Annotated in this window: 21 protein-coding genes and 1 tRNA gene; 5 read left to right on the top strand and 17 right to left on the bottom strand. The window is 50.9% G+C overall.

The genetic code is table 11. The features are described 5' to 3' along the window. Positions 1 to 33: 33 nt before the first annotated feature. Both PI739_RS13185 and PI739_RS13180 read right to left on the bottom strand, forming a co-directional pair. Positions 34 to 1050, bottom strand: a complete 1017-nt coding sequence (locus tag PI739_RS13185; protein ID WP_054082090.1) for an alpha-xenorhabdolysin family binary toxin subunit B — start codon at positions 1048 to 1050, stop codon at positions 34 to 36. Continuing rightward, positions 1047 to 2270 (bottom strand): alpha-xenorhabdolysin family binary toxin subunit A, encoded by a 1224-nt coding sequence (locus PI739_RS13180; protein ID WP_054082091.1) that lies wholly within the window; start codon positions 2268 to 2270, stop codon positions 1047 to 1049. Before PI739_RS13180 ends, PI739_RS13185 begins: the two co-directional genes overlap by 4 nt. A 296-nt stretch (positions 2271 to 2566) precedes the next feature. Here PI739_RS13180 and PI739_RS13175 point away from each other — a divergent pair, with 296 nt between their 5' ends. From PI739_RS13175 to PI739_RS13160, 4 genes are all read left to right on the top strand, one after another. Then, positions 2567 to 3787 (top strand): class I SAM-dependent methyltransferase, encoded by a 1221-nt coding sequence (locus PI739_RS13175; RefSeq protein WP_054082092.1) that lies wholly within the window; start codon positions 2567 to 2569, stop codon positions 3785 to 3787. A gap of 141 nt (positions 3788 to 3928) precedes the next feature. Then, positions 3929 to 5077, top strand: a complete 1149-nt coding sequence (gene yiaY, locus PI739_RS13170) for an L-threonine dehydrogenase (RefSeq protein ID WP_003363779.1) — start codon at positions 3929 to 3931, stop codon at positions 5075 to 5077. 23 nt (positions 5078 to 5100) lie between these two features. Then, the gene (locus PI739_RS13165) at positions 5101 to 5562 is read left to right on the top strand and encodes a GNAT family N-acetyltransferase (RefSeq protein WP_003431350.1); all 462 of its coding nucleotides are present in this window, start codon (positions 5101 to 5103) and stop codon (positions 5560 to 5562) included. A 105-nt stretch (positions 5563 to 5667) separates the two neighbouring features. Further along, positions 5668 to 6933 (top strand): pectate lyase family protein, encoded by a 1266-nt coding sequence (locus PI739_RS13160; RefSeq protein ID WP_054082093.1) that lies wholly within the window; start codon positions 5668 to 5670, stop codon positions 6931 to 6933. A 244-nt stretch (positions 6934 to 7177) separates the two neighbouring features. On the opposite strand, the gene PI739_RS13155 is transcribed toward PI739_RS13160, so the two are convergent. Beyond that, entirely contained in the window at positions 7178 to 7498 is a 321-nt protein-coding gene (locus PI739_RS13155) for a helix-turn-helix transcriptional regulator (RefSeq protein WP_100847503.1), read from the bottom strand. Between the two features lie 108 nt (positions 7499 to 7606). On the opposite strand from PI739_RS13155, the gene PI739_RS13150 reads away from it, so the two are divergent. Then, positions 7607 to 8101 (top strand): hypothetical protein, encoded by a 495-nt coding sequence (locus tag PI739_RS13150; RefSeq protein WP_271351947.1) that lies wholly within the window; start codon positions 7607 to 7609, stop codon positions 8099 to 8101. Between the two features lie 422 nt (positions 8102 to 8523). On the opposite strand, the gene PI739_RS13145 is transcribed toward PI739_RS13150, so the two are convergent. The 14 genes from PI739_RS13145 to PI739_RS13085 all read right to left on the bottom strand — a co-directional run bounded on the left by PI739_RS13145 (position 8524) and on the right by PI739_RS13085 (position 25076). Next, the gene (locus tag PI739_RS13145; protein ID WP_271351946.1) at positions 8524 to 10143 is read right to left on the bottom strand and encodes a relaxase family protein; all 1620 of its coding nucleotides are present in this window, start codon (positions 10141 to 10143) and stop codon (positions 8524 to 8526) included. Next, the gene (locus tag PI739_RS13140; RefSeq protein WP_100847506.1) at positions 10140 to 10517 is read right to left on the bottom strand and encodes a plasmid mobilization protein; all 378 of its coding nucleotides are present in this window, start codon (positions 10515 to 10517) and stop codon (positions 10140 to 10142) included. The genes PI739_RS13145 and PI739_RS13140 overlap by 4 nt, the downstream gene beginning before the upstream one ends. Positions 10518 to 11290: 773 nt before the next feature. Continuing rightward, entirely contained in the window at positions 11291 to 13258 is a 1968-nt protein-coding gene (gene drt3b / locus PI739_RS13135; protein WP_271351945.1) for an antiviral reverse transcriptase Drt3b, read from the bottom strand. Continuing rightward, on the bottom strand, positions 13251 to 14504 hold the full coding sequence (drt3a, locus tag PI739_RS13130; RefSeq protein ID WP_271351944.1) for an antiviral reverse transcriptase Drt3a: 1254 nt from the start codon (positions 14502 to 14504) through the stop codon (positions 13251 to 13253). Before drt3a ends, drt3b begins: the two co-directional genes overlap by 8 nt. A 510-nt stretch (positions 14505 to 15014) precedes the next feature. Beyond that, positions 15015 to 16790 carry a replication endonuclease gene (locus PI739_RS13125; RefSeq protein ID WP_271351943.1) on the bottom strand — a complete coding sequence of 592 codons (1776 nt, stop codon included), beginning with the start codon at positions 16788 to 16790 and terminating at the stop codon, positions 15015 to 15017. A 149-nt stretch (positions 16791 to 16939) separates the two neighbouring features. Continuing rightward, entirely contained in the window at positions 16940 to 17236 is a 297-nt protein-coding gene (locus tag PI739_RS13120; protein WP_100847511.1) for a hypothetical protein, read from the bottom strand. Then, the gene (locus PI739_RS24885; RefSeq protein WP_408637176.1) at positions 17230 to 17397 is read right to left on the bottom strand and encodes a helix-turn-helix transcriptional regulator; all 168 of its coding nucleotides are present in this window, start codon (positions 17395 to 17397) and stop codon (positions 17230 to 17232) included. The genes PI739_RS13120 and PI739_RS24885 overlap by 7 nt, the downstream gene beginning before the upstream one ends. A 342-nt stretch (positions 17398 to 17739) precedes the next feature. Next, positions 17740 to 18036, bottom strand: a complete 297-nt coding sequence (locus PI739_RS13115; protein ID WP_100847513.1) for a hypothetical protein — start codon at positions 18034 to 18036, stop codon at positions 17740 to 17742. Positions 18037 to 18058: 22 nt separating this feature from the next. Further along, complete coding sequence (locus tag PI739_RS13110) at positions 18059 to 19330, bottom strand: tyrosine-type recombinase/integrase (protein ID WP_100847514.1); 1272 nt, start codon at positions 19328 to 19330, stop codon at positions 18059 to 18061. A gap of 164 nt (positions 19331 to 19494) precedes the next feature. Further along, a tRNA-Gly gene (locus PI739_RS13105) sits at positions 19495 to 19568 on the bottom strand. Between the two features lie 158 nt (positions 19569 to 19726). Then, entirely contained in the window at positions 19727 to 20608 is an 882-nt protein-coding gene (locus PI739_RS13100) for an alpha/beta fold hydrolase (protein WP_054082094.1), read from the bottom strand. Positions 20609 to 20734: 126 nt separating this feature from the next. After that, positions 20735 to 21427: a pseudouridine synthase gene (locus PI739_RS13095; protein ID WP_044308880.1), complete on the bottom strand. Its 693-nt coding sequence runs from the start codon at positions 21425 to 21427 to the stop codon at positions 20735 to 20737. A gap of 35 nt (positions 21428 to 21462) precedes the next feature. After that, positions 21463 to 21699 carry a cysteine-rich CWC family protein gene (locus PI739_RS13090; protein WP_044308879.1) on the bottom strand — a complete coding sequence of 79 codons (237 nt, stop codon included), beginning with the start codon at positions 21697 to 21699 and terminating at the stop codon, positions 21463 to 21465. A 41-nt stretch (positions 21700 to 21740) separates the two neighbouring features. Further along, the gene (locus tag PI739_RS13085) at positions 21741 to 25076 is read right to left on the bottom strand and encodes a dermonecrotic toxin domain-containing protein (protein WP_054082095.1); all 3336 of its coding nucleotides are present in this window, start codon (positions 25074 to 25076) and stop codon (positions 21741 to 21743) included. Positions 25077 to 25178: the final 102 nt, after the last annotated feature.

Raw genomic sequence — 25178 nt, 5'->3', positions numbered from 1 at the left:
ATCGACACCTGCCTTTCTTGAAACCCGTGCGGGTCAGACGATACGCTTTACGTCGTAAAACGATTTTATGTAAGTCTGCAGTTGTTCGACCTGCTGGCTGATCAGCGTCGAAGTATCAACGGGCGACGTTATCTGATCCAGAAAATGGTAGAGCGATTGATAAACCTTTTTCGCCTCTTGTACCCAAAGCGCTTTGCTCTGCGCAACGCCTGCGAGCGCTGTCAACTCGTCGAGTTTTTCTTTGATTGCCTTTGCTTCCCGGGCAGCCGTGCGGGAATCGTCGAGCAGAGCGTTATAGCGCGACCTCAGTCGGTCGCGTTCTTCAATGAGGTCAAGGTATTTCAAGGCGCTGCTGACCTTGTCGAGTAATTTTCCGAGTCTGGCAATCCCGGCGTTGACCAACTCAAGTTCCGGCGATGTCATGTTGACCAGCTTGAGCTCCTCCGGAGTAGGCAGCATTTCCTTGAACACATCGGCAAGGTTGTATTTTTCAAATGTCGTGATCGTTGTATCAAGCAGGCGTCGGTCTGCAGCGATTAAAGCCATTGCGCTTTCCAGCGTGGCTGAGCGCTGGGTTATGCTGTCGATCTGTTGCTGGAGTGTTTCCAGCAAACGATTATTTTCCAGCGTCAGGTTGATCTGCGCCATATCATCGCTGTGTCCGGCAATCGCTTGAGCGCTGCGGCGCACCACGGCGGTGAGATTCGATACCTGCCGAATGCGCTGCCCGTTCAGCTGGCTGATCGCTTGTTGTTTCTGTTTGTCGCTGAGCCTTGTGTCGGCTTCAATCAGTTGTTGTTTCTGATCGATCGACTTCAGGTACACGTTATTCAGCTGTACGGTGACAGTGGCCAGTGCCTGGCTATAGACCTTGTCTGCACTTATCAAGGCCTCCTGAAGCGGCCGCATTTTTTCTTTCATGACCGGCAGAAAGTCCAGCTTCAGCGCGGTCACGTGCGCAAGAATATTCTGGCGGGCGGTTTTCATGACTTCAGTGTCAGGCGGGGTGAGGATCAACAGCTCACCCAGGGTTTCAGTGCTCATGATTATCGTCCTATTACAATGACGGGTTGCTGTTCGCGTTTAAACTGATCCAGCGCACTATTAAATATCTTCAATAGCTCAGTCGTTTTGCCTTTTATTTCCAGCCACGGCATGACAACGCCGTGAAACTGCATGGCGAAAATCAGCAGTGCCTGATCGTCTCTGATCGCCGCCAGTTCGTTTGCGGAACTGTCTACGTAGGCGGCCAACAGGGCCCAGAGGTCTTTCAGGTGAGTGGCGCCCTTATGAGCGTCCAACATGCGAATATACATATCATCAAACAGCAGTTGCAGGCTGCGCACGGCGGCTGCCAAGGGGATTTTTTCCTTGAGTATTTGAACTTTCTGGCTCTTGGACGCTACCATTCGATTTTTTTCCTTTCGGATTTTTTCCGCGTTGGCGCCAAAAATACCTCCGGTTATAGCGACCCCGATGGGGCCGCCGAAAACACCCCAGGCAATATTATTCAGTGTGTTTTTATACTCTTTGTTTTTCTGCTCGATTTCTCTCGTCAGCTGTTCGATATCTTGTTCCAGCTCCTTGATTTGCTGGTCCAGGTCCGAGCGCGTTGCCAGTTTTACCTTGTCATTGATGCCGGGAATGAGCTGGACGCTCAGGACGGTGCTGAACGTTTCGATGTGTTGCGCCAGCGTTTGCGCAGCGTGCTGATGGTTTTTTATTTGTGACGCGGTGTTCTTCAGAAATTCGGCCAGCGTGACACAGACCCTCTGATCAGTTTCACCCAGAGGTACCGGAGGCGTGTTGCGGACCTCTTCAATGGATAAATCGGCAACGGTCAGATCCAGCTGTCTGGCAAAATCCATCTTTTCAATGTAGTTGATGATCTGCTGACCCTGCCCCGAGAACTGTGCGGCAAACAGGTCAATGTTGGTTCCGGTGCGCTTGATGCCATTCTCGATCCCCGACCAGCTTTTGCCGTGACTGTTAATGGCCTTGTAGGTCTTCAGCATGTCTTTAGGCTCAAGCCCGGGGATGCCACTTTTGGTAAAACCCAATTGCTGTTCGACGCGAGCGAGTGACGTGGGGATATTAAGAGCGTGTCGTTCGTAACGCTTCAGGCTAAGAATGTCTTCCTTGGTTAGAACAAGGCCGGCGCTTCGGCCACCACTTTTTTCATCATCAAAGACAGCGTTCAGATACTCTAAGGGTTTCAAGGTAATCCGAGCGATGTTTTCGTTTTCCAACAGGGCTGCTTGACTCAACATAATGCACGTTCCTTGTGCGAGTTATTCCAGTAGAACAAAGGACTCTAGAAGTGTGTTCTGATTGTCTGTAATCAGCCAAGGCGACTATAAAGATGTTTGTATGCCGTGCAAGTAATGGCGCGTCGTTTTTGACAAGGATTACTTTACCATTTATGTGCGTTTCTTCAGGGCGTGTACGACCGCGCGAACAGTGTGTGTAGTCCCTGAAAAATAGGGGTGCCCATGACGCGCTGACGCGCCTAAAATGCCGGTCTGATTTTTCGAGTCCCGGACGGGACGCTTGAGGCACATTTTCAATGTCAGTCATTACCTCCACGTCACCCATCGCTGCGACTGATCATCGCGCGCAGTTCCTTGGCCTGCTGGAGACCAGTCTGTCGCAGAACTCGTTGATCAAGCTGGTCCTGGCCAAATACGTGGGCAGCGAGGCCGATCTGCAGCGCGTTATCATCAAGCCGCTGACCGTCAAGGAACAACCGTGCCTGAGCTTCGTGTATCGCTACAAGACTCGTGACATCACCAAGAATTTTTCGCTTGCTGAAGCAGTAGCTGTTATTGCCAGCCTGATCCCTGAATCGTTCAAGAACGCGCACCTGTTGTCGCTGACCGACGAGGTGCAGCTGGAATACAGCAAGAAGGGCAAGACCACGCTGTTCAAAAGCAAGGCGCAGCAGGAGCGTCAGGCCCCTTCAGCCGGACATGACCGCGAGAAGAAGCGCTACCTGGAACTGACCCGGCCGTTCCTGACCGACTTGGGTGTGACCAATCGCCAGCATGAGCTGATCCCGGCCATGTCGCGCAAGTGGAAGCAGATCAACAAGTTCATCGAAGTGTTTTCCCATGCCTTGAGCTCATCGCCACTCAAGCTCGATCAGCCGATCAAGGTCGCGGACTTTGGCTCAGGCAAGGGCTACCTGACCTTCGCCATTCACGATTACCTGTGCAATACCTTGCAGGCGCAAGGGCAAGTGACCGGCGTCGAGTTACGTGAGGACATGGTTACCTTGTGCAACAACGCTGCGGCGGGCCTTGAACATCCCGGCCTGACGTTCCAGCACGGTGATGTGCGTACTGTCGCGCCCAGCGCGCTGGATGTGATGATCGCGCTGCACGCCTGTGACATCGCGACCGATTACGCCATTCATATGGGCATTCGTTCCGGTGCCTCGATCATCATGTGCTCGCCGTGCTGCCACAAACAGATTCGTCTGCAGATCCAGAGTCCTGCCTTGTTGAAACCGATGCTGCAATACGGTCTGCACATGGGACAGCAGGCAGAGATGGTCACCGACAGCCTGCGCGCGCTGTTGCTGGAGGCATGCGGTTACGAAACCAAAGTGTTCGAGTTCATCTCGCTGGAGCACACCAACAAGAACAAGATGATCCTCGCGGTCAAGCGTGCCGAGCCGGTCGATCCGGCCCAGTTGCTGGCACGCATTCAGGAGCTCAAGACGTTCTATGGCATCAGCGAGCAGTGCCTTGAAACGCTCCTTGAGGCGGACGGTTTCATCGGCTGAAACAGCCACCCTGCGCCAGCAGACCGAAGAGTCTTCGACCAACGGTCTGCCAGTGGGCTGCTTCGTTGCTCCAGGTCAATGGTTGTACCTCGCGCAAGGCGGATGCTTGAGCTATCTCCAGGCATCCCACGAGGGTCCGTCATGATCAGCACTTTTTTCATCCCCGCTGTGAACATCATCGGCACTGGCTGCATTGATGAAGCCATGCTCGCCATACGCAACTACGGATTTCGCAAGGCCCTGATCGTCACGGATGTGGGCCTCGCCAAGGCAGGAGTGGCCAGTCAGGTCGCCGGGCTGCTGGTGGAGCAGGGCATCGACTCGGTCGTGTACGACGGTGCCCGCCCCAACCCGACCATCGCCAATGTCGAGAACGGTCTTGCCTTGTTGCAGGAGCGCCAGTGCGATTTCGTCATCTCGCTGGGCGGCGGCTCGCCCCACGACTGCGCAAAAGGCATTGCCCTGTGCGCGAGCAATGGAGGGCATATCAGCGACTATGAAGGCGTCGACCGTTCGGCAAAACCGCAGTTGCCACTGATTGCCATCAATACCACCGCCGGAACCGCAAGTGAAATGACCCGCTTCTGCATCATCACCGACGAAGCCCGGCACGTAAAAATGGCGATCATCGACCGCAACGTCACGCCGCTGCTGTCGGTGAATGACCCCGACATGATGGTCGCCATGCCCAAATCGCTGACCGCCGCCACCGGTATGGATGCTTTGACTCACGCAATCGAAGCCTATGTCTCCACGGCTGCCAACCCGATCACTGATGCCTGCGCGTTGCAGGCCATGGCGCTGATCGCCAACAATTTGCGCGACGCATTTAACAACGGGGCAAACATCACTGCTCGCGAGAACATGGCCTATGCCCAGTTCCTGGCCGGCATGGCGTTCAATAACGCCTCACTGGGTTACGTGCATGCCATGGCGCACCAGCTGGGCGGCTTTTATGATTTGCCTCACGGTGTGTGCAACGCGGTACTGCTGCCACATGTGCAGCGCTTCAACGCCAGCGTCAGCGCTGCACGCCTGACCGACGTTGCACACGCCATGGGCAGCAATATCCGTGGGCTCTCTCCGGAAGAAGGCGCCCAGGCGGCCATCGACGCCATTCGTGCATTGTCAGCTGCCGTGGAAATCCCGGCAGGCCTTGCTACGCTGGGCGTCAAGGAAGAAGACTTCCCGATGCTGGCCACCAATGCCCTGAAAGATGCCTGTGGCCTGACCAATCCGCGTCCTGCCGATCTTGAGCAGATTCAGGATATATTTCGCCAGGCACTTTAATTCTTTCTGCAAAAAGGCTCGCAATGGACATGCTTCGGCCCTACACCCTCGCAGATCGTGAGCGTTGTCTGGATATCTTCGACACCAACGTCCCACGCTACTTTGATCCAGTGGAGCGCAAGCAATTTGCCAGCTTTCTGATGGCTCCGCTGGGCCAGTACTTTGTCGCCGAGCGTGACGGCGAGGTTGTTGCCTGTGGTGGCTATCTGGTGTTGTCAGACCCGGAAGTGGCAGAGCTGACCTGGGGCATGGTCATCAGCGATCGCCACGGCAGCGGCCTTGGCCGATTTCTGACCGAGGCCCGGCTGCAGCGCATGCGGTCTTTACCGGGCGTCACCCGAGCCTTTATCGATACCAGTCAGCATGTTCAGGGGTTCTACTCGAACCTGGGCTTTGCTGTTGTTTCGGTCGATGTCGACGGGCATGGGCGCGGGATTGACAGCGTCAGGATGGAGCGAGAGGTTTTCGTGAGCGAGGGTGCCTGAACGGCGGCTGACCAGCACCATGGAAGCGGAGCAGGCCAGGCCGAAGTCCGTTTAGCATTCAGATTGTCCTCGCGATTCCCGCGAGCATGACGGGAAGCTCAACCGATGACGCCCCTGCGTTCTCTTTTGCAAAGCGGCTATCTGAAGATCGCTGCCACTCTGGTTCTGCTCCTGTCAGGAGCGCAATGCTTGCGCGCAGCAGACATACCTGATGGCTTTGCCAAGGGCGTGACCGGCGGAGGCTCCGCTGCTGCCGTGCATCCCTCCACGCTGGATGAACTTCGATCAGCGCTCTGCTCGTCTCATGACTCACACGGGGTCTGCACCGATGACACACCGCGAGTGATTGTACTGGACCGCACGTTCGACTTCCGCACGAGCGTGATTGCCAACGGCAATACAACAACCACTGAGCCTGGCTGCGTCGTGAAACCTTGCCCGCAGGGGGGTGAGCAGCTTGCACTGAATGGTGCGAACAACTTCTGCCAATCAAGGCCGCCCGTTATGGTGACCTACGATAACGCGGGGCTGAAACCACTGAAAGTCGGCTCGAACAAGACATTGATCGGGCTTGGCGACAAGGCAGGCATTCAGGGCGCTGGGCTGTTCATTGGCGACGGCGCGCATAACGTGATCGTTCGCAACCTGACGCTTTCGGATATCAATCCACGTGTCGTATGGGGTGGCGATGCGCTGACCCTGAACAAGACTGATGGCGTCTGGATCGATCACAATACCTTCGCGCGGATCGGCAGACAGATGATTGTTACGGGCTGGGGCTCTGCGTCACACATCACCATTTCCAGCAATGAGTTCGACGGCCGAACGCCTTACTCGTCTACCTGCGATGGCCATCATTACTGGGTATGGCTGTTCCTCGGCAGTCAGGACACGCTGACGCTGTCGAGAAACTACGTACACGATACCTCCGGCAGAGCACCGCATTCAGGCGGTATGAACAATGCGCAGGTTCGTGCCCAACTGGTCAACAACGTCTTTCAGCGTATGACCTACCAAGGCGCAATCATGTCGCGGACCTCATCCTCACAGCTGCTGGTCGAGGGAAACGACTTCGAGACCGTAGCCCACCCACTGTTCAACGATACGGATCAGCCAGGTACGGCATTCGCCTTGTTCGATCCGGTTTCAGCGGCTGCAAACAACGTGTGCATGAGCGTGATCGGCAGGCCTTGTGTGGCGAATCGGCAACAGGATAGCGGCGACGACTATCGCCCGCAGGACGCTTCTGCCTTGCAGGCGTTCCGCGAGTATCGGCAGTACCTGGTGGTGCCGGTTTCGGCGCAAGAAGCCAAGGCGCGGGTGCCGGGAGAGGCGGGGGTGGGTAAGGCCAGTGCCGGTCTACTGCGATGACTTCGATGTTTGAGTTGCATTGACGTGTTTCTGGGTTTTGCTATCTGAGAGTGGAGGCGGGGAGAGGGGGAGTTTTGAACGGCAAGGGGGAGGAATTTCAGGAGTGCAGAGCAGATTTTGTGAAAGACTGAAATGGAGCGGGTAGAGAGAATCGAACCTGATATATAAATCAATAAGTTAGGTTATATTTTGGTGTGTGCTGTACATGCAGCCATACAAAATACCGGAAGCCGACGAACGGTCGCTATTTTTGCGTTGCTGATCGCTCTGCGAGTGCTGCGATTGCCTCAAGCGCTTCACGACGCTGTTCGTGCCCTAGCGAGTTAAAAAGCGCTAGTAGGCGGGCTTCCTCGTCGTCAGCGTAGAAAAAAGCGAGCGGCAAGCCAAGTGCATCCGCGATCTGTTTAGCGGCAGTCGGACTCGGGGTGTGCACGCCGCGTTCGTACTGATTCATCCGTGCGCTAGCGCTGGCGGGCTCAAAACCAGCTTCCTGCCCCAAGCGCTCTTGAGACCAGCCTGCTGCTTTCCTTGCCTCCTTCAGCCGATTGCTAAATACGCTGCCCATTCTCTCACTCGCAAAGGCTAAGAGAATCTTAGATTTTTCTTGACGGGATACTAAGTAATCCTTAGTGTCGCAAAAAATGTGGATCGTAGTCTGCGGGGGAGAGCAGTGATGCTAAAGCTGAAAAAAGAAACCGTGATAGTGAAAGATTCGATTTATGACACCGTTGAGGATGCGGGTTCTATATATCGTCGTGTTCGGGTTCAGAACGAAGGCGGAAAAACCGCATTCTTCAAAGAATTGATTGTTCCAAGATACGTGGGCAAGAGCGGGGCAATGAAGGAGGGTGTCCCAAGAACTTGGTATATAAAAAATATCACCAAGAAGAAATCAGTTGTGATTGCTCACCAGAAACCGAACGGTGAGGTAGATTTTGATCTCGATGAAGTAAAAGTAATATCTAGATCATTTGTTTTGGTTGGAGTGTATGTTGGTGTTGCAGCCGTTCCAGCGTCAATAATAATTGCAACAGCAACTTTTGGCTTTGGTCTTCTCTTGTTTCCAGTATTTTTGTATATGGCTTATCGAAATATTTTTAAAATTGCACCCGCACTTAGCCGAGCTACTTTGGAAAAAGAGCTTAGGGGGTTTGGAGTCAACTTATAGCTTTCGAAGCCCCTTAGGGGCGGCCAGGGTCAAACGAAATGGCGGGGGGCCCCACGAAGTGGGGTTCCGCCCCGCAGGGCGCACGCAGGGCGTATTTCGCTTGATGCTGGCGGGGGAAGTTAAGCCTTGGGAGAGGGGTGAGGGGTTGCTCTTCCCCCTCACCCCCGAGCCCATCGGCGGCGAGATGGGGGGACGGGGGCGCAGCCCATGGTGCTCCGCCTTACTGTTCGCATACTTCGTATAGTTCACAGTAGTTTACTTGGCCAAGTTTCAACCCGGCCTGCCCCGTGGCAGTGCACACGATGTTGATTTCCAGTTCCTTGACAAACTCATCAATTATTGCGGGCGATGCATACTCGCCAGGAATATCCTTGTTTGAACGAACTTGTAATCTTGCATATGCACATCTCAAACAACGAGTCTTATTTGCCTGGCAGTGTTGGAGCAAGTGCAGGCTCTGTAGCGTGTCTTTCCGCTTGCTGATCTGAATTTTTTCCATGATCTAACTCCTCTGGTTTTATTTTTGTTTTTATTGCAAAGCCAAATCTATACTTATCTCCACTTCCGTCCTTTCCGACACTCAGCTTGTCAATTTTCTTGATGTGCCTCTCGGTCTTCTTAGCCAATTGAACTTCTAATTTGATGTCCTCAATTAATTTTTCGACTTTCAATTTTAGTTCTGAAATTTCGTTCTGTAGCGTTTTTCCGGGGGAGTAAAAATTCTGTCCGGTGTACATGCTTACGGCGAATGAAAACATATCTTTTACCGCGCTTTCTATTTTTTTGATCGTTTCCTTTGCCAATTTTGCATAGTCACCAGATAGTTTCTGTCTATACAGAATGTCTTTCTTGATAGCTCCAGCCATATCATTGTGAAATTTTGCCAAGAGTTCATCATGAACTTTATTGCCGGTTGAAATATTCGGCGCGACAATAGATCTGGGCGACGTCTTCGGAATATTTATCAATGGTTCGGCAATCAGCTTGTTCTGGTTAACAAGGTTGCGAGCAGCGCTAGCAGCGGGAGGGCTAAAATTATTAATAACATCCCGAATCTCACTAAGTTCTTTGTGAGTTTTTTGTAGTTCTGCTGATGATTTTGCAAATCTATCTTCTGCTCGTTCAGCGACACCTGCAGGGATACGATGCCTGCTCTCAACTTCCGTTGATCTGAAAGTAAGCGTTTCACTGTAGCGGGATTCAGTGCCAGCTCTTTCAGCTTCAAATTTTGCATCTCGCTTTGAATGCCTCTTTGCAATTTCTGAGAAAGGTTGCTCACTGTATAATTCTCCTTCAAGCTTTGCGGCTTTACTCATTCCTTCGAATTTAAAGGAAAAATAGTTATGGCCTTTTCTTGTTATTTCCGCACCCTGCTTCTGCAAAAAAATAAGCATATCTTCTCGGGAACTTACGGCCCCAGCATCTATTAAATTATCTATCGCAGCGACGACCTGTTTCTTTATATTTCTCTGGGGGTCAAACTGAGGTAATTCAACCGATCGCCGTATTTTTGTATCCCGTGGGTTTTGCAATCCATATTTATTGCATACTTGGTCGACAAAGCTGTCATTCTGCAAAATGAACTCGTTATTATTCCCAGGGCCGTGCTTGCCATTATAGTTCGGTGGAAAGGGGTTAAAATATTTTCCAGATTCGAGATGAATCCGAGGGATCATATAATGAATCTCAAGCCGCCCGGTGTGCTCATGCTGTACTAGTAAAATGTTTCGACAGTCTTTTTTCACGCCAGCGAACGCGAAATCCTTGAAGTCTTCAATGATTTTGCCTTTCATGCCCCGTGTGGAATTAATTAATGCCGTTTCTTCTTCGGAAAAACTCAGCACTCCACTTGTGTATTTGTGTTTGAAGTCCAGTGATTCGCAGAGCACGCGCATTGCAGAGGGGTTGCCTTCGAGTAAAGTGGCTGCTGGAGTTCTCTGTCTCCACTCTTGTGTTTCTTTGTCGAAATAATTTTCGGAGAGGAAATAATTAATACCAGTCCCAGCGCCGACAGTGCTATGTTTCGATAAACCATGGATCATGATGCTGTGGCCTTTTTAACTCTTTGTGTGCGATTGCTTTTCCTTATTTCGTCCGAAAATATTACGACCTCGTTTATATCTCGCGCGATAAAGTTAAGCTGATAAATTATTAGGTCTGCATCCGCTTTTTCTCTGTACGTATTTGCATGATGCGCAAGCATATTGATATTTGAGTTTATCCGTCCAAGCCAGCTATTGAGGTCGCGCATCTGCGCCGGCATTCCTGGAGATATGTCGATCTGCGTAGATGTGATCATCTCATTGATTAGTTGCGAGACACTCATCTCGCATTTGCGCGCATTCTCTTTTAGCCGCTCTCGCTGTGAGAGCGGTACCTGTGCGTTAATTTGCACCCATTTTACCTCATGTTCCATGCGGCCCTCCGGGCTCTTATTTTTGTGATCGTCAGGGGTGTGGGGAAACCCCACTGGGTCTCTAGGGCTAGCCCTAGACAAAGCCGGAAAATGTCGAAGACTATTTTTCGAGGAGCCTTGTTCGCCCTAATCATCTAAGAGTATTATTAATTTATAGCTGGCAGCGATGCAAGTTACGCAACTAATAAAATTGTATATAAATAGGGAATGACATAGTGGGAGACATATATTTCGGCAATGTTGCGATATTTTATGAAGCTGAAGACGTTATGACTCCAGGGGCAACCTACCGTCAATCTGAGGAGGACATTGATGCGAAGAATAATTTTAAAATGCTAAAGCAGCACTTGGCCAAATACCTTTCATCCACAAGCACTGCTCCGCTCGGCTGTGTGTCTGAGGGAAAAGACGCAGTAGGTGGGTCGCAGAGACAGGTCTCTTTAGATGATTTTTTTGAGTGATACTGAATCTTTGGAATAGATGACTTGGTGGGACACACTAAGCCGGGCGAAAGATAAGGCACCGGCTGCGAGAAGGAAGCGCTTAAGACCTGCGGCGTTGAGAATGGGGAGAAAGGCAGTCTCAACCTTAGTGTGTACGGCTTTCACCGCTCCTAGGTAGCTAGCGCCTCATCGACCCATGAGGTGATGAAGAATTCGCTAAGTAGGTATGAAACGCAGCCTTCTGAGGGGCCGCGTGGAGGTATATTGACTAACCTTTCAGCCTGCAGGCTAGCACAGAAAAACATCCGAAAAAAGCCTCGACAGCTCCGATCAGTACACCTGCCGAAGCTCTTTTCGCTCCAGAGCGTTTAAAAGATCGACTTCTGTCCAGTTAATGAACCAATATTTAGAAGCATAATGCGTAAAAAAATCGCTTAACTCTTGTTGAGTCGGCTTGCTGATCTTCATCGCAACGCATAGCCTATTTACATATTTGGATTTTCTTTTTCGGCCTATATATGGACATGTCAGGCTGTCTAACAACAGACAAGCTTGTTCTGTATTAGAAAGGATTTTTGACATGTCTTGAAGCTTTGCATCTAATTTTTTAAGAGTGCTTTCTTTAATTGTTGAGTATTGAACATGATCTTTGATATAAAAAAGACAAGAAACGATGTTAAAATACGAGCTATCGCCACCGAACACTTTCTCTACTATATGCGAAGGGAGCAGATAAGCAGCGCCAAAATCGCTCAAAGACAAAATAACATTTAGAACTTCAAGCGATATGAAATTATCAATATCAGCTCTTTTGTGGAAGGTGTCGCTATCGAGCAGGGACAGAGACAGGTCGAATGCGCGCTGTTTTATTGTATGCTTGTAATGACCTAAATGTTGGTCGGCAAACCGACAGAGCAGTATCAATGATGCGCAAAACTTATACGAAGAGCTAACAGAGGGTGCCACCGAATAGAAAAAGTGCATGACCTCCAAAAATACGATACAAGCATCCTTGTAATCGTTAATTTCGGCTTCGGGATTAAGTTCTTTGGGGATGTTAATTAGCAGCTTTGTTCTTTCAAACAGCGCAGATATGATATATGAAGACACCTCATCATAATCCATACCTTCAGCAGAACAAGTTGCTTTGATAGCATCAACAAAGCTACGCACAAGCCTATCAACTTTGAATATCTTCTTTGGCTTTAGCGAGGCCCCTTCTTCAACTTCCTCTAAAAACCTTTCCGTGAATTCGTTTACGTAAAGATTTACCTCTCTAATCACTTTAGATTTTGGTGTGAAAAAAGGGCGCTGATATATTTGACTTTTGGCTGAGTTGACGTGCAGCTTGTACCCCAAAAGCGTATCCGCATAAATTTCGTAAATTTTATTTGCCATTTCGATGGATCTGGCAAATATGAAAACATCGTCAACGTAGCGTTTGATAGAATAGTCAATGTTCAAAATCCAATTGAACTTTTCAGATGCCAGCTTAGCTTCTACTCTACAGTCAACGTTCTGGAATATTATCTCTGAAAAGATCCGACTTACTTCTGGGCCTATCACAATCCCATTTGTTTCGTTGTGATTCGCCATCCGTATAACATCGTCAAAATTATTTCCGAATATAGATGCGGCGTACCTTCCGTCCTTTACAAAGCTTTTGTCTTTAGTAGCCCACGCAATCGAATGCGTATAAATACTATCAAAGCACTTTGAAACGTCCAGAGTTTTTAGAACGCTAAAGTCTTTTTCAAGATCGAGAAAGGCTTTTGAGTTAAACATTTTATAAAGTCTAGTGTAACCCTTGTACGCGTAGAAGGATGAACTGTGTTTTAGCGTTGTTTCAGAGGCGGTGTCGTCAACGGTACCTCTCTTGTATTGCCCTATGTTCTCCCATGAGCTCTTGTAATAAAATACACTCGCGGTTTTGAATGGAGTTCGTATCGAGTATTTACCTAATGTACAGTAATGACAAATGAGATGCTCGTAGCGCTCATAGAATAGTTTAATTTGCCATTGTGAGAGTGGATGCAAAACCGAGAGGCATCTGAAGTCAGTTGCACTTTTCCTTATTTTATATTGGTAAGGCACAGTGCTCCATTTTCCGCCCTTACTTGTTATAAATAAGCTTTCGATTGTCTTAGCGAAGCCTGTACTCGATGCTTGTTTCTTTGCAATATTGTAGAAGCCGTCATTCGAAAATATTATCGGGGTTTCATAAGGAGCTGTTTCAGTTACGAGAACTCGACAATAGTCACCCTTTATAATTCGCTCAGATTTTTTATCATCAAGCATACTCCCAACACTCCCTGATCGCTTTGAACTGTGAACGGTTGAAGTGGAAATAATTACGTTCACTGAATCCGCGCTTAAAGCTGAAAGTCAATAGTCTGCGGCGTTGCGCGACAGAAGTGATCGAGAAAAAACGATCAAATACTTTACCGTAACTGCTCATTGTCGCCAGGTATAGGTACTCATCCAATATAGCTAGGGCTGTTGATTTTGCTTCATCTATCCTGTGATAGTTATGATAAATTCCAGCCAATCTATATCCGCCTCTATTAATATCTAGTACGCTAAAGTTAGAAGTCAAAAACTTTACGCGCATTTCTAAAAGCTCAAAATTCCTGTTTTTACAGTAGTCTAGATAAGCTTTAGTGAGACGCGTTTTGATCTTTTTTATCTTAGAGTTCGCTATATCCAATACTACTTCTCGGCTGCCGTTTTTCTCCGGTGGTTCGTAAACCGAAAAACTATAGCCTAAGTATTCGAAAGAGAAGAGCAGCGGCATTTCCGGATGCTGGCTTTTTTTGTATCCAGAAGAGTCGGGTGCAGAACAAAGCTCCTGTTTTTTCGTGTTTAAATGGAGTCCAGGCGGTAGCAGCTTGCTCACTTTAGCGAGAAACTGTTTTGAGTGCTCCTCCCCCCCAGTTATCACAATAATGTCATCGACATATCGACTATAAAAATATACACCTGCCATCGTTTTTATTGAAGAATCAAAAGAACTCATTACTACTTCAGATAACGTCGCACTTAAGGCCATACCTCTTGGGATCCCTAACCCTCCAGCCAAGGTATGATGCTCAATAATGTCTTTAATGTGTTTTTTGGTCTGAGGACTTAAACCCTTAATTCCGTACACAGCACTCAGGACATTGGACGCCGTGAATGACTCGTAAAAGCTCTTGATATCTAATCTATATATTTTAAATTGAGCACTTTCTGCGATCAGAGCGCGAAGATTAGCGATTATAGTGTCTCTTGACGGCGAGTATAACGACTTAGCCATTCGTAAATTTTTATCTATCTTTCGTAACACCAGCTCGTGACTGAAGGCGGGAACTCTGTAGACATTCTTCCCGCGAAGAATTGAGCTCTCAAGAAAAGAGTATGATTCGTAACCAACATCAGAGCGAGCGACAGCAGCTTCAACCTCTGCGGTCTTTGATAACGGGTTTCTCAGCCACGGCCTAAGGTAGAAATCATTCTTTCGCAGAACCTTTGAAACCGAAATAAAATTAAACGACTGGTCGTACATATGTCATCCCTTACAAAAAGAATGAAGCACCCAAGCACCCAAGCACCCAAGCATTCCAGACACTGGGCCCTATTACCACCGTTGGATGGGGAACAACGCGGATGAGCCGTCAACCCCACATCTCGGGCATGTCCTCTCCTGCGCGTACTTTTCTTTGCTAGGACGAGATCGGCTTTGGAGATGACCCCGTCGACTCTTGTATTCTGACGTCAAATACAGTGTGTTCGCCGCCGATAGATCACTCTTCACGGGTATCAAAGAAATTGGGGCATCCCTGCCTGCGGTACACACGGTTGATCGTAACATGACAATTCGCTCCTTGAATCGCTGAGATAGCGCCGAGCATAGCGCTTCCGGCACTTAGGAGCTACGGACGTTATGGAGGCCTAGGGAGTCGATCTCTCAGCGTCGTCGCCTGTTTGACCTATCTTGATCTGGCAAGGGCACGCATGACGAAAATATTGGCCATCGAGACTGAAAAAAATTTGAACAATCGGCACGGGGTGCGGCTCATCCTAGGCTGCCGCTAGGCTTCTCTTCTGCCGCTGTCTTATAACGCGTCACCCGCCGCTCCTCCAGTGCCGCCAATGCACGTATCATCTGTGGGTGCAGGTGTATTGAGCCTTTATGCGAAGAAAGGCTCCTGGCGGCACTGTACGCTCTCCTGACCGCTTCTTTCTCACGCTCACTAGCCGCTTGAGCACAGAATCTCTTCCAGATTCGAATCTTCGTGAGCGGTCTCGCGTGTCGTTTCTTTCTTTTTGCTTTTCTTGAATAATTAATAACAATTGTGACCTGTTCTGTCTCCTTACGTCTCAATTTGTCCGCTTGCTCCTGGCTGATGTCTTCGCACAAACCTGCGATCTGCACAGACTGCTCATCCAACTCATGCTTTATTGATTTTGCGGTGAGGATTACTTCGCCGTATTTGTTATTTCCCTCTTCTTTTTCAAAGTTAAGCTTATCCGAATCATTCTCAAAAAAATGCACGCGGGCCGTTAATTGGCTCTCGTTCCTATCGTCTAAATCCATAGGGGGGTGGATTTGCTTGGCCAGTTGCTTTATATGTGTCGGCGCATCGGGATCTTTAGCCACCCGTTTAAGTGCTCTCTGTTTTCCTGTGGCGCACTTGATACCAAAAAATGAATATTGTCTCGCGCCCATGGCACGGATGGCGCATTTGTACCTAGTGGCAGTGTCATCGTCTTCACCCGCTAATGCTTTCAGTACGTATCCGAATATATAAGATGAAGGGGTGGCGGTATCATCACCTGTCTTTTCAATAATGCGGACAATATCGCGCTTGTTATTCGCAAAGTAGTCTTTACGATCTATGTACAGTCGTTCAATTGAATCTTCAATAGCGTCCAAAATCTCTAATTCTTTATTGAAGAAAATTGCTATGTGCCAATGCGGGCATCCATCTTCATGAACCTCGACCACCCGGAATCCGAAATAATCCCCGCTTCTTCTATCGACACCAATGTTATCTAGAGCGTCCAATATCGAACGCCAATCCTTTTGCAGAGATCGGTTAGCCTCCCTGGCACTCGCCCCCGAATATTTATCCCTTCCAATCTTCGGGTTTGGATGAAATTCTGGGGACGCTGTTAGCGTGATAAAAGCGCAGCCAAATTGGTTCTGCTCCGCGATCCTCTCAAGAGCTTTTATGTCCAGAAATAACTCGTTAAGTCTGTTTTTTCTTGCCCCGTTGGCCACATCTAGCAAGTTGAAGACAAATGCGTCAGAACCATTGCTGCGGATTATTTTGTTACAGCCCATCAAGAACTTATCTGTTTTCTTTTTGCGTTCTTTATGCATTTCTATTGTTCTGTCGGTGCAGCACACTTGAGTGGCATTCTTTCCGCCGAGCTCTTTTTTTAGATGTGCTAGATGTTCTCTTTTTTCATCAGCTAGTTTGATGATTTGCCTGCGCCACCATTTTTTATCACTGATTCTGAGGGCCAGTGAGTCGATAGTTGAATTTTTGGGTTTTTTTAACTTTATATTAAACGGTAGGTCGTCAATGATAAGTTTCTTTTGATTTTCGTTTGCAGATAGTAGTGAAAATCTATATGCGGCAGCGATTTTATGCGCGAGACGGACAAGCTCATCATTTGAAAAATAGATTATTTCTTCGATGGTGGGGAGTGTTTCAGAGGGCTGTATGTCGACCTTTTCATACATCTCGTTCCCGTGTTCGTCGAATCCACGGAAAAGAATTTTGCTATATTGGGTTTCTAACAACTGCTTTGGGAGAATTCGGTTGGGAGTGGTAGTGTACATCTTATTGTTCTTATTTTTATAGGCCGCTCTAGGCGGCGTTTGTGCTTCTAATCCGCTCCGGGCGGTGAACTATGTCATCTTTCTTGTGCTACCTATCCGACGGATGACTCTACAATTTCAGTCGATATCCAGGGTCGATAGGCCAAGGTTCACAAGGCTTCTCCTTGCAGTTCAGCGATCTGTTCTAAAAGATTAGCTTTAGCTTCTTTCAGAAGTTTTAACTGGTCTCTTTCACGAGTGATCCGCTTTTGCTCTACCCATACGTCTTCTTCAATCCGCTTGATCAACTCGCGGCTAGCAATCATGAAGTTTTCACTGTCGTCCTTGTTCGTCAAGCTTTCACTAAGATCTGATAGCAGATCACGCTCTGACACCCACTCATCAATAAGGCTTTGAGTAATGACGTTTCTCTTGGGTTTTCCCAGTTCGCAGATATTAATCAACATTGGCTCGCGCTCCTGTTGTTAAAGTAAGTTTCGACATCGCTTTTTCTCCAACGGCTTGATTTTCCAAATTTCAATGGCGCGGGAAAACCTTGGCTTTTGATTGATCGGTAAATTGTTGCTCGTGAGAGCTTTAGCTCTTTGATGAGGTCTTCAAGTGTCATCAGCATTATTCGTCTCCTACGACGTGTTGTTGTTGCTGTATGTAGATTTAAAGACCGAGGAACTTACGTCAAGCAGTATTTTTTGTTGTACGACACTGCCCGGAGTATTCAACAAAAGACACCGCCACGACCGTTTGTAAGCGCCTGAAAATACGGGGGATACCGGTGTCATCCAACTTTTTCGCGTAATAAGAAAATTTTCAGATTTTTACTAGCAGGTGGAGAAATCTACGGGCGGATTTGGCGTTTATTTTGGTTGTCCGAAATAGCCCCGAGCTTTCGTCGGAGCAGTTATTATGACGTTGTCTGACACTGCCCCGGATTTTTGGAAAGGGCAGTAGGTTATACGTATAGCTTTGTGCTGATGGCCGCTTCGCACATATTGACGAGTCCCCTTTTGAGCCTTTCGAGTGCCGAGAAATTCAGCTTTTTTTCGAGTAAGTTACTCGCGTCATAAATCTCAAACTCAAAAATATCAAGTTGTCCCTTTGCGTTTCTGAAGTACCCGAATTCGATACGAACGTTGTCTTCCTGCGAGTTTCCCTCCACATCTGACTCCTCGTGGAGCATGTAAATTTTTGCTACTGCCAGGGTGTGCCCGGATTCTGCGCGATTCATTTGGCTGAGTTCAATATTCATTCGTGTTATTTTCCAGTCCGGTCTATTTGTTTTTTGATACTGCTGTTCTTTTCTTAAAGTCGGATTTTTGATTCTGCGTCAAACCTTCTTTTAATGCATCTAGGTAATCGCAGTACCATTGCATCATTATTTCCCTATTTTTGAGATGGGATGCTTTGTCATAAACCGCTCTAAGCCCCGGCTTCTTATGTGCGAGCTGCATCTCCACCCAAGGTTCAGGCCAGCCATGTTCGGAGAGCAAAGTCGTTGCTGTGTGACGTGATCCGTGCCCCGTCATACGGTCTTTATATCCAGCACTTGCAAAACATTTGTTAACAGTATTTTCCGACATCACTAAGCCTTTCGATCCTTCCGAAGGAAATAAGTATCTAGATTTGCCAGTAATGTTTTTCAGGTTGTTTAAAATTGATATCACTTGACTGCTCAGCGGGACTACATGATCACGACCCATTTTCATTTTGCTGTTAGGAACGCTCCAGATTTTTTTATCAATATCAAATTCTATCCACTCGGCGTTTCTGACCATGCCTGGCCTGGATGCTGTATAGATAGTTAGCCACGCAGCACTTTTAACAAGTGTGCGGCTGGGTGAAGCCTCAAGAGCTTTCAAGAAATCTGGTAGTTGATGTTCGAGTAGGTGAGGGTATTGTTTTTCTTGTGGCTGTACTGATGCGATGTCCAATAAATTGCTTGCTGGATTATTTTCACATCTGCCACTTGCTATCGCGAATCCAAAAATCTGATTCAGCCAGCTCCGGACTTTTTTTGCAGTGTTATGCGCCTCTCTAAGCTCAATTGAATTCTGTAATTCGGCACAATGCTTGCGAGTGACTTTCGAGATGGATAATTTACCCAGTGCTGGCAGCATGTCGTTGTCCAGCGCATATCGCATGGACTTGAGCGTTTTTTCTGCTCTGCCGTCGGCTGATTTTTTGGTGTACCAAGCCTCTGCAACGCTCTCAAAACTGTTGCTTGTCGCTTCGCTCAATTCGTATTTTTTTTGCGCCTTATGCGCGACAGGATCCGTTCCCGCTGCAAGCAGCTTGAGAGCCTGCTGAGCCTTTTCACGGGCTTGTTCGATGTTCACGTCCCGATAGCTGCCCAAGCCGTGCCAGCCCCATTTTCCATCAGATTTTTTATATCTCAGCTCCCAGCGTTTGCGCCCGGTTGGGCTCACAACGATGTGAAGCCGCTCCGCGCCACCGTAGTTCTCGCGGTACTCCTTGACCTCGGGTTCAAGTGCATCGATGACAGTTCGAGAAAGGGGTCGTCTTTTTATCTCTGATCGTTTCATGTTTGTGTATGGCCTGGTTCGAAGTTTTCGAAACCGTACACGAGCCTGTACAGAAAAAGTAGGGCCGTGCAGAGACCACCGGAAACCATGAGAGATTCACGGAGCGCTAAGTTCTTGATCTATAAGGGGAGATGAGATGTGGGGAGATGGGTGGAGATGTGATGTGGAGCGGGTAGAGGGAATCGAACCCTCAACTAAAGCTTGGGAAGCTTTCGTTTTACCACTAAACTATACCCGCTCTGATAGCTGCTCTGAGCGGCTGACTTTGTACCAGAACCCTGCCCTGATTTGAAGCGCTAATTTCACTGCGCAGCGCTTTGCCTCCTGATACTCACCCCGAAAACCAACCGCCAGATGATACTGCTGCGCAGCTGACGGTGGCTTCGTGTGCGGTTTTCAGAAGGTCAGGGACGGGTAGTCCTGAGCGCGGTTATGGGCGTTGCGTGGCGTCTGTGCCGGTTGCAGAAAATTCATCAGCACCTGTTTCGAGTCACGGCAGGCGGCCTTGTGTTCCATGTCCAGGAAGTGGCCGGTAGCGTCGATGGTGCTGAAGCAGCAGTCGCGCAGGTATCTGGAGAAGTGGGCGGCGTCGTTTGCGCAGGTGTATTCGTCCAGGGCTCCGTTGATGAACAGCACGGGGACGGTGATGTTCTTGCCTGCGGTCAGGTAATTGTCCGGGTCGAGCTCCAGGACTTGGCTGAAGTGGTAATGCATCTGGTCATACTCGTGAGCATCCAGGCTGCTGATATGACGGAAATTGAAGCGCTTGAACAACGCAGGCAGATGCTTGCCGACGGTGTTGTTGATCAAGTGGCCCATGTCATAACGGCTATGCGCGCCCAGGTGCGTGATGCCGTGACACAGGTAGTCATGCATCTTCTCGTTGATCACTGGGGAGAACGAACTGATTACCGCGCTTTCGATGCGTTTTGGCCGATGCGCCAGGGCAACCAGCGTGGCCGCGCCGCCCCATGAGAACGACAGCACGTGCTCGGCGTTGAAGTGATCGATCAGCTCCAGCAACAACTGGCCTTCTTCTTCCCGGGTCAGTGGCGCACCATGCAGGTTGTGCGGTTTGGATTTGCCTGAATAGGGCTGGTCGTAAAGCACCACGTTGAAGGTCGGGTAGAGGTTGCGGACGGTCTGGGTAAATGAAGCGGTGGTGGCCAATGAGCCGTTGACCAGAATGATGGTCTTGGCGGCGGCATCGGTGCGATAGAGTTCGGTATAAACCCGAAACTGTCCTTGTATGTCGAGCACTGCTTTTTCTGGCGACATAGGTGTCACTCCTGGCGTAGACAGGTATGCGTACCTATGACGTTGCACAAGTTTCGTGACAGACAGGCGATAGTCGATCAAAAGCCTGTGCCGATCCGACTAGCGTTTGTCAGGCGGCCATGACGTTCAAAACAGGTCGATTTCCCCGACGTTAAGCGCGCGGTAGCTGCCGGGGGGCAGGTCGTGGTCCAGCGCCAGCGCGCCGATGTTTTCCCGATGCAGGCGCAACACTTTGTTGTCGAAGTGGCCGAACATTCGTTTCACCTGATGATAGCGGCCTTCGACAATGCTCAGGCGCGCACTGCGCGGCCCCAACAAGGTCAATTGCGCCGGCTGTGTGGTGATGTTCTCGAATGCGAAATACAGGCCTTCGGCAAACTTCGCGGCGTAGCGCTCGTCGATCGGTTGCTCGGTCTCGACGTAATACACCTTGGGCATTTTGGTCTGGGGCTGAGTCAGTCGTCGCGACCATTGACCATCGTTGGTTATCAGCATCAGGCCGGTGGTGTTGAAGTCAAGCCGTCCGGCGATGTGCAGTTCGTGCTTGTCAGGCTCGTCCAGCAAGTCGAGCACGGTCGGATGCTGCGCATCGCTCGTCGCGCTGACACAGCCTTCGGGCTTGTGCAGCATGAAGTAGCGGGCAGCTTTGCCTGCCTGGAGGATTTCTTCGTCAAGCGCCACACAACTGAATTCGCGTACTTCGTGATGCGGGTCGCGGGTTGCCTGGCCGTCTACCTGCACTCGTCCGCTGGCCAGCGCCAGGCGCACTTGTTGACGATTGAAGCGTGGCAGGTTGCTGAGGAAACGATCAAGGCGCATGGCGATAACAGCGAGCGGAGTATGGGGTGCGCATCTTACTCTGTGGCCCGGCGTGCCTGTGGACCTGGCGCTGCATCTTCGATCCCGGCGCAGCGCGGGCACAGACAGGCCTTGTCGCGAAGGTTATCCGGCAGCGCTGCCAGCAATGCAGGGTCGATGCTTTGCGAAAAGCACCAGCAGGGCTGGTCCACGGTACGCGGATCGGCCAGGCTGCATTGGTTGCTGAAGCCGCACAAGGGGCACAGCGCGGTGTCAGGGGGGGCCGTTGTCATGTCGGAGGTAAATGCCGTGCTGGATGATCGGGGTGTTTGGTTCAGGCCATATTAGCAATCACCGAGCTCGCTGTCGGGGCATGATAGACGGGTGAACGGTTCATCAGCGCCGATATCGCCGCACACCGGCAGTGCACCAGCAATATTCTGTCGTAATGGATGCCTTGAATGGATAGGCTTTCGAACAGGTCGGCCAGCGATGGTGGGGGCATGCCAAAGCGATTGCGTACTGTCAGAACATCCATCGGCGTCGGCGGCAACCAGCCGCGCAAGGGCGACGCCCGCGAGTTGCCCACCACGCTTGCGATCTCGTCATAACTCTCGCTGGTCGCCGTCTGAAACTTGGACAGGCTGTAGTTCTTCAGTCTGCCGGGCAGCGAAGTGCCTGCTATCAGCTTGTTGGTGAGAAGCAGGGGTTCAAGCGGCGTGGGCTGCATCACGCTGTGCACTGCCGTGTTGGAACGTGCGAATGGCCGGGCATCCTTGTTGACGACCCGATGCAGTTTCGGGTCCACCAGTTCGTAGCCATGCGGCGCGTAGGTGCGAATCTCGGTGCCATTGGGGATCTTCACGGTTCGGGACCACGGCGTGTAGTACCCGTGGCTGCTGACCACCAGAGTGCGCGCCTGACCTCTGTCCGACGTCCATAAAAGGAACCTTCTACCCAGCTTCCAGGCATGGACCTGCAACAGGTTTGACGAGACGGCAGTGCTGACAGTCCAGCGTTTGAGCAGGGCGTCGGTGTGAAAGAACTTCTCCAGCCGGGTCTGGCGCGGTGTGACAAACTGCCTGCGCAACGGTCGTGTGCCGAACGCCCGGTCGAGCGTAATCGCTACGGTTTGGGAACTGCTCACGGCAGGTTTTACGATTCGGCTCAGTGAGCGCAGCATTCTTGGCGTGTGCGGAGCCAGTTGCAGCAAGCCCAGCGTTAGCGTGGCCAGCAGCGCCTGGTTTTTCTCTGCGTAACGGCTGCCCGGCAGATGCGTTGCGGTAATAGCCAGCGAGGTGATGCCAATCTCTGTCGCCAGGGAGGCGACAAGCGCAGGTGTCAGCAACAATGACATCGGCACCAGCAGCCGCTGTAATTGCTGAAGCCGGTCGGTCCAGTCCGCCAGTGTTACCTGCGTCGACGTGACGATCTGATCCTCTGCGTCATCCAGTGCGTTCTGCTTGAGCAGTTGGTGCAGAAAAGCGAATGGCGTGTCTTCCAGCCTTTTTTCACACAACGACTGGCTCATGGCCTGGCGCGTGTCAGGGTTGTAAAGCGCATCGGTCCAGGGGCGAAGGATGGAAACGGGCGGGTTGGGCACGTGTGTCCCGGCCCATAATTTGAGCAGGTAGTCCAGGCGCTGGTGATGGCGGCGGGGAACATAGCGCATGACCGTCTCACGCCATTCTGGATTGGCTGCTGCCCGGTTCAGATGCAGCTTCAGCGTCGTGTCATCTGCAAACTCGATGAACGCATCGGCATGTCCTGCCTGATAAAGCACGTTCGGCAAGCCAGGCTGCTCAAGTACCAGCAGGCCGGTGTATTGCTCCTGCATGCCGTCGGTCAACGCGCCTTGAACGAAAAAACCGAGTGACCGCCATTGATCGGGCGCAGCCGGCGCAAGGGTTTCCACGAGCAGATCGAAGGTGCCGCGCGTGAGGCTGCCGCGCTTCAGGCTGATCAGCGCCTGGCTGATGAACGTGGTTCTGAACGCCTGTTCTATGGGGGCTCTCTGCTGATCCCAGAAGTCGTGGATGCGCTGAGTCATCCAGGTCAGAAAGTCGAAAGCTCTGATGTAGCCCTCGATCGCCTGCGGGCTGATCTCCAGTACCTGACCCTGCTCACTGTCGCCCTGTCCGGTGGGGTCGAAAAAGACCACGGTACCGCCGCCGTGATCGTTGTAGCCAGCAGGATGATCGACTCGATAATTGCTCATCAGCGCCTCGCTCAGGCTGATCGGCCTCGGGTCGGGCGTGTGCACATACGTAGGCGGCAACCGGGGGTTGCCTAAGGGGTTGCTCGAATAGCCAGGTTGATAAGCAATGAACACCTGCTCGGGGTTGAGCGTCAGCGCGTGGTTTTCCTGCAGATAGTTCGCCATGACCTGGCCGGCCATTTTCGACGCAACCGGGATCTGCTCCAAAATGCTCGGCTGTGTCTGCCACAGGTCGGCTGCACCTGCCAGCGCCAGGCCGCGAGCGACTGGCCTGAGCAGGTCGAGCGTGCTGCGCGTGTGGCTGTCGGCAAGAAGCCCGGCGAACGAAGCCTGGGTCAGTGCGCTGAACAGGTCGCCTTCGATCAGTGGCGCCTCGACAACGATGCCGGCGTGCTGCTCAAGCGAAAGAAATACCTGGCCGTAGAGCCCTGAGGCGTTCATGGCCGTCAACAGCCGCTTGCTCATCTGGCGTGGATCATCGCTGATGTATTCGATGACGTTGCCCTTGGCACCCAGAATGTGAATGAAACAGTGCGACGTGGTTTTCGAGCTGATCTGAAATATCCCCGGCACCTGTTTGCCATTCAGCGTCAGGACCCGGACCTCGGATTTTTCACCTCGTCCGCTCATGCTGATCGTGTCGGTATCGACGGGAGACCGGTCAAGTCCCATGGCGTCCCGCGCCAGCCAATAACCGTCCCGGCTGATGTGCCTGTGGTTGAGCTGCCGAGCCAGGTTGTCAAGGAACGCCAGCCGCGACAAGGTGCGCCAGGTCGCCTCGTGGCGGGCTCTGAACGCCTCCAGTACGGCGTTGTAATTGCGTTTGAGCGGCAGCTCGCCGATCAGCTTGAACATTCGCGCCGTGGTCAGCGCTGGCGTGTCTTCGCACAGTGAAAAGTCGGCAAGGGTGCTACGAGACAGCGCCTGGAAATGCGCGGGGTCGAAGCTGGCCAGCGCTACATCGGTCAGCGACAGGCTGACGCTGTAATGCTCGTGTCCATTGTCGTCCACAGCAGGTCGGTCATCATCGCTGAAGGTGATTTGCAGTACGTCCGGGTCGAGTGCCTTGCCGCTCTGCTGCCTGAGCAGGGTGGTCAGGTGCTGGCGAACGTAATCCTGTCGGGTCGGTGGAAAGTCCATGTCCAGTTGGCAGGCTTTCAGGAGCAATGTCGAGTCGGTAATCAGCCGGAAACCTGCGCTGCTACGCATGGCTCTGAGTTGACGTTCGATGTGTGGCGCGGCGTCTTCCGGCTCGCTTTCTTCGGCTATCGCAGGCAACGGCGTCGGTTCGGGCGCTGAAAAGCCGTCTGGCAGGATAAACGGCGCCGACGCGTTCAACGTGTCGTGCCTGCTATTGCTGTGCTCGGGGCGCAGAATGCTGGTTTGTTCCAGCAGCAAAGAGGACGGGTGAAACAGTGTGTCCTGACGAAGCGGACTCCAGATGGGATTCATGACGTGCGGTCAAAATGAGTGAATGCCCATTATTTCGGGAAGCGCGATGTGGAAGGTCATAACTATGTAGTGCGACTGCTCGTCACGTTGAAAGAGCGAGGC

The sequence above is a fragment of the Pseudomonas cerasi genome (genome assembly GCF_027983475.1).
Lineage (GTDB): Bacteria > Pseudomonadota > Gammaproteobacteria > Pseudomonadales > Pseudomonadaceae > Aquipseudomonas > Aquipseudomonas cerasi.
The sequence above is the reverse complement of the archived record's forward strand: the minus strand, read 5'-3'. Positions and strand labels throughout refer to the sequence as shown.

Coding starts and splice junctions, on each gene's coding strand:
- PI739_RS13175 (WP_054082092.1), top strand. CDS start 2,567: ATGTCAGTCATTACCTCCACGTCACCCATCGCTGCGACTGATCATCGC.
- PI739_RS13155 (WP_100847503.1), bottom strand. CDS start 7,498: ATGGGCAGCGTATTTAGCAATCGGCTGAAGGAGGCAAGGAAAGCAGCA.
- drt3b (WP_271351945.1), bottom strand. CDS start 13,258: ATGCTTGATGATAAAAAATCTGAGCGAATTATAAAGGGTGACTATTGT.
- PI739_RS13110 (WP_100847514.1), bottom strand. CDS start 19,330: ATGAAACGATCAGAGATAAAAAGACGACCCCTTTCTCGAACTGTCATC.
- PI739_RS13095 (WP_044308880.1), bottom strand. CDS start 21,427: ATGCGCCTTGATCGTTTCCTCAGCAACCTGCCACGCTTCAATCGTCAA.
- PI739_RS13140 (WP_100847506.1), bottom strand. CDS start 10,517: ATGGAACATGAGGTAAAATGGGTGCAAATTAACGCACAGGTACCGCTC.
- drt3a (WP_271351944.1), bottom strand. CDS start 14,504: ATGTACGACCAGTCGTTTAATTTTATTTCGGTTTCAAAGGTTCTGCGA.
- PI739_RS13100 (WP_054082094.1), bottom strand. CDS start 20,608: ATGTCGCCAGAAAAAGCAGTGCTCGACATACAAGGACAGTTTCGGGTT.
- PI739_RS13180 (WP_054082091.1), bottom strand. CDS start 2,270: ATGTTGAGTCAAGCAGCCCTGTTGGAAAACGAAAACATCGCTCGGATT.
- PI739_RS13160 (WP_054082093.1), top strand. CDS start 5,668: ATGACGCCCCTGCGTTCTCTTTTGCAAAGCGGCTATCTGAAGATCGCT.
- PI739_RS13085 (WP_054082095.1), bottom strand. CDS start 25,076: ATGAATCCCATCTGGAGTCCGCTTCGTCAGGACACACTGTTTCACCCG.
- PI739_RS13125 (WP_271351943.1), bottom strand. CDS start 16,790: ATGTACACTACCACTCCCAACCGAATTCTCCCAAAGCAGTTGTTAGAA.
- yiaY (WP_003363779.1), top strand. CDS start 3,929: ATGATCAGCACTTTTTTCATCCCCGCTGTGAACATCATCGGCACTGGC.
- PI739_RS13090 (WP_044308879.1), bottom strand. CDS start 21,699: ATGACAACGGCCCCCCCTGACACCGCGCTGTGCCCCTTGTGCGGCTTC.
- PI739_RS13150 (WP_271351947.1), top strand. CDS start 7,607: ATGCTAAAGCTGAAAAAAGAAACCGTGATAGTGAAAGATTCGATTTAT.
- PI739_RS13120 (WP_100847511.1), bottom strand. CDS start 17,236: ATGTTGATTAATATCTGCGAACTGGGAAAACCCAAGAGAAACGTCATT.
- PI739_RS13115 (WP_100847513.1), bottom strand. CDS start 18,036: ATGAATATTGAACTCAGCCAAATGAATCGCGCAGAATCCGGGCACACC.
- PI739_RS24885 (WP_408637176.1), bottom strand. CDS start 17,397: ATGACACTTGAAGACCTCATCAAAGAGCTAAAGCTCTCACGAGCAACA.
- PI739_RS13145 (WP_271351946.1), bottom strand. CDS start 10,143: ATGATCCATGGTTTATCGAAACATAGCACTGTCGGCGCTGGGACTGGT.
- PI739_RS13165 (WP_003431350.1), top strand. CDS start 5,101: ATGGACATGCTTCGGCCCTACACCCTCGCAGATCGTGAGCGTTGTCTG.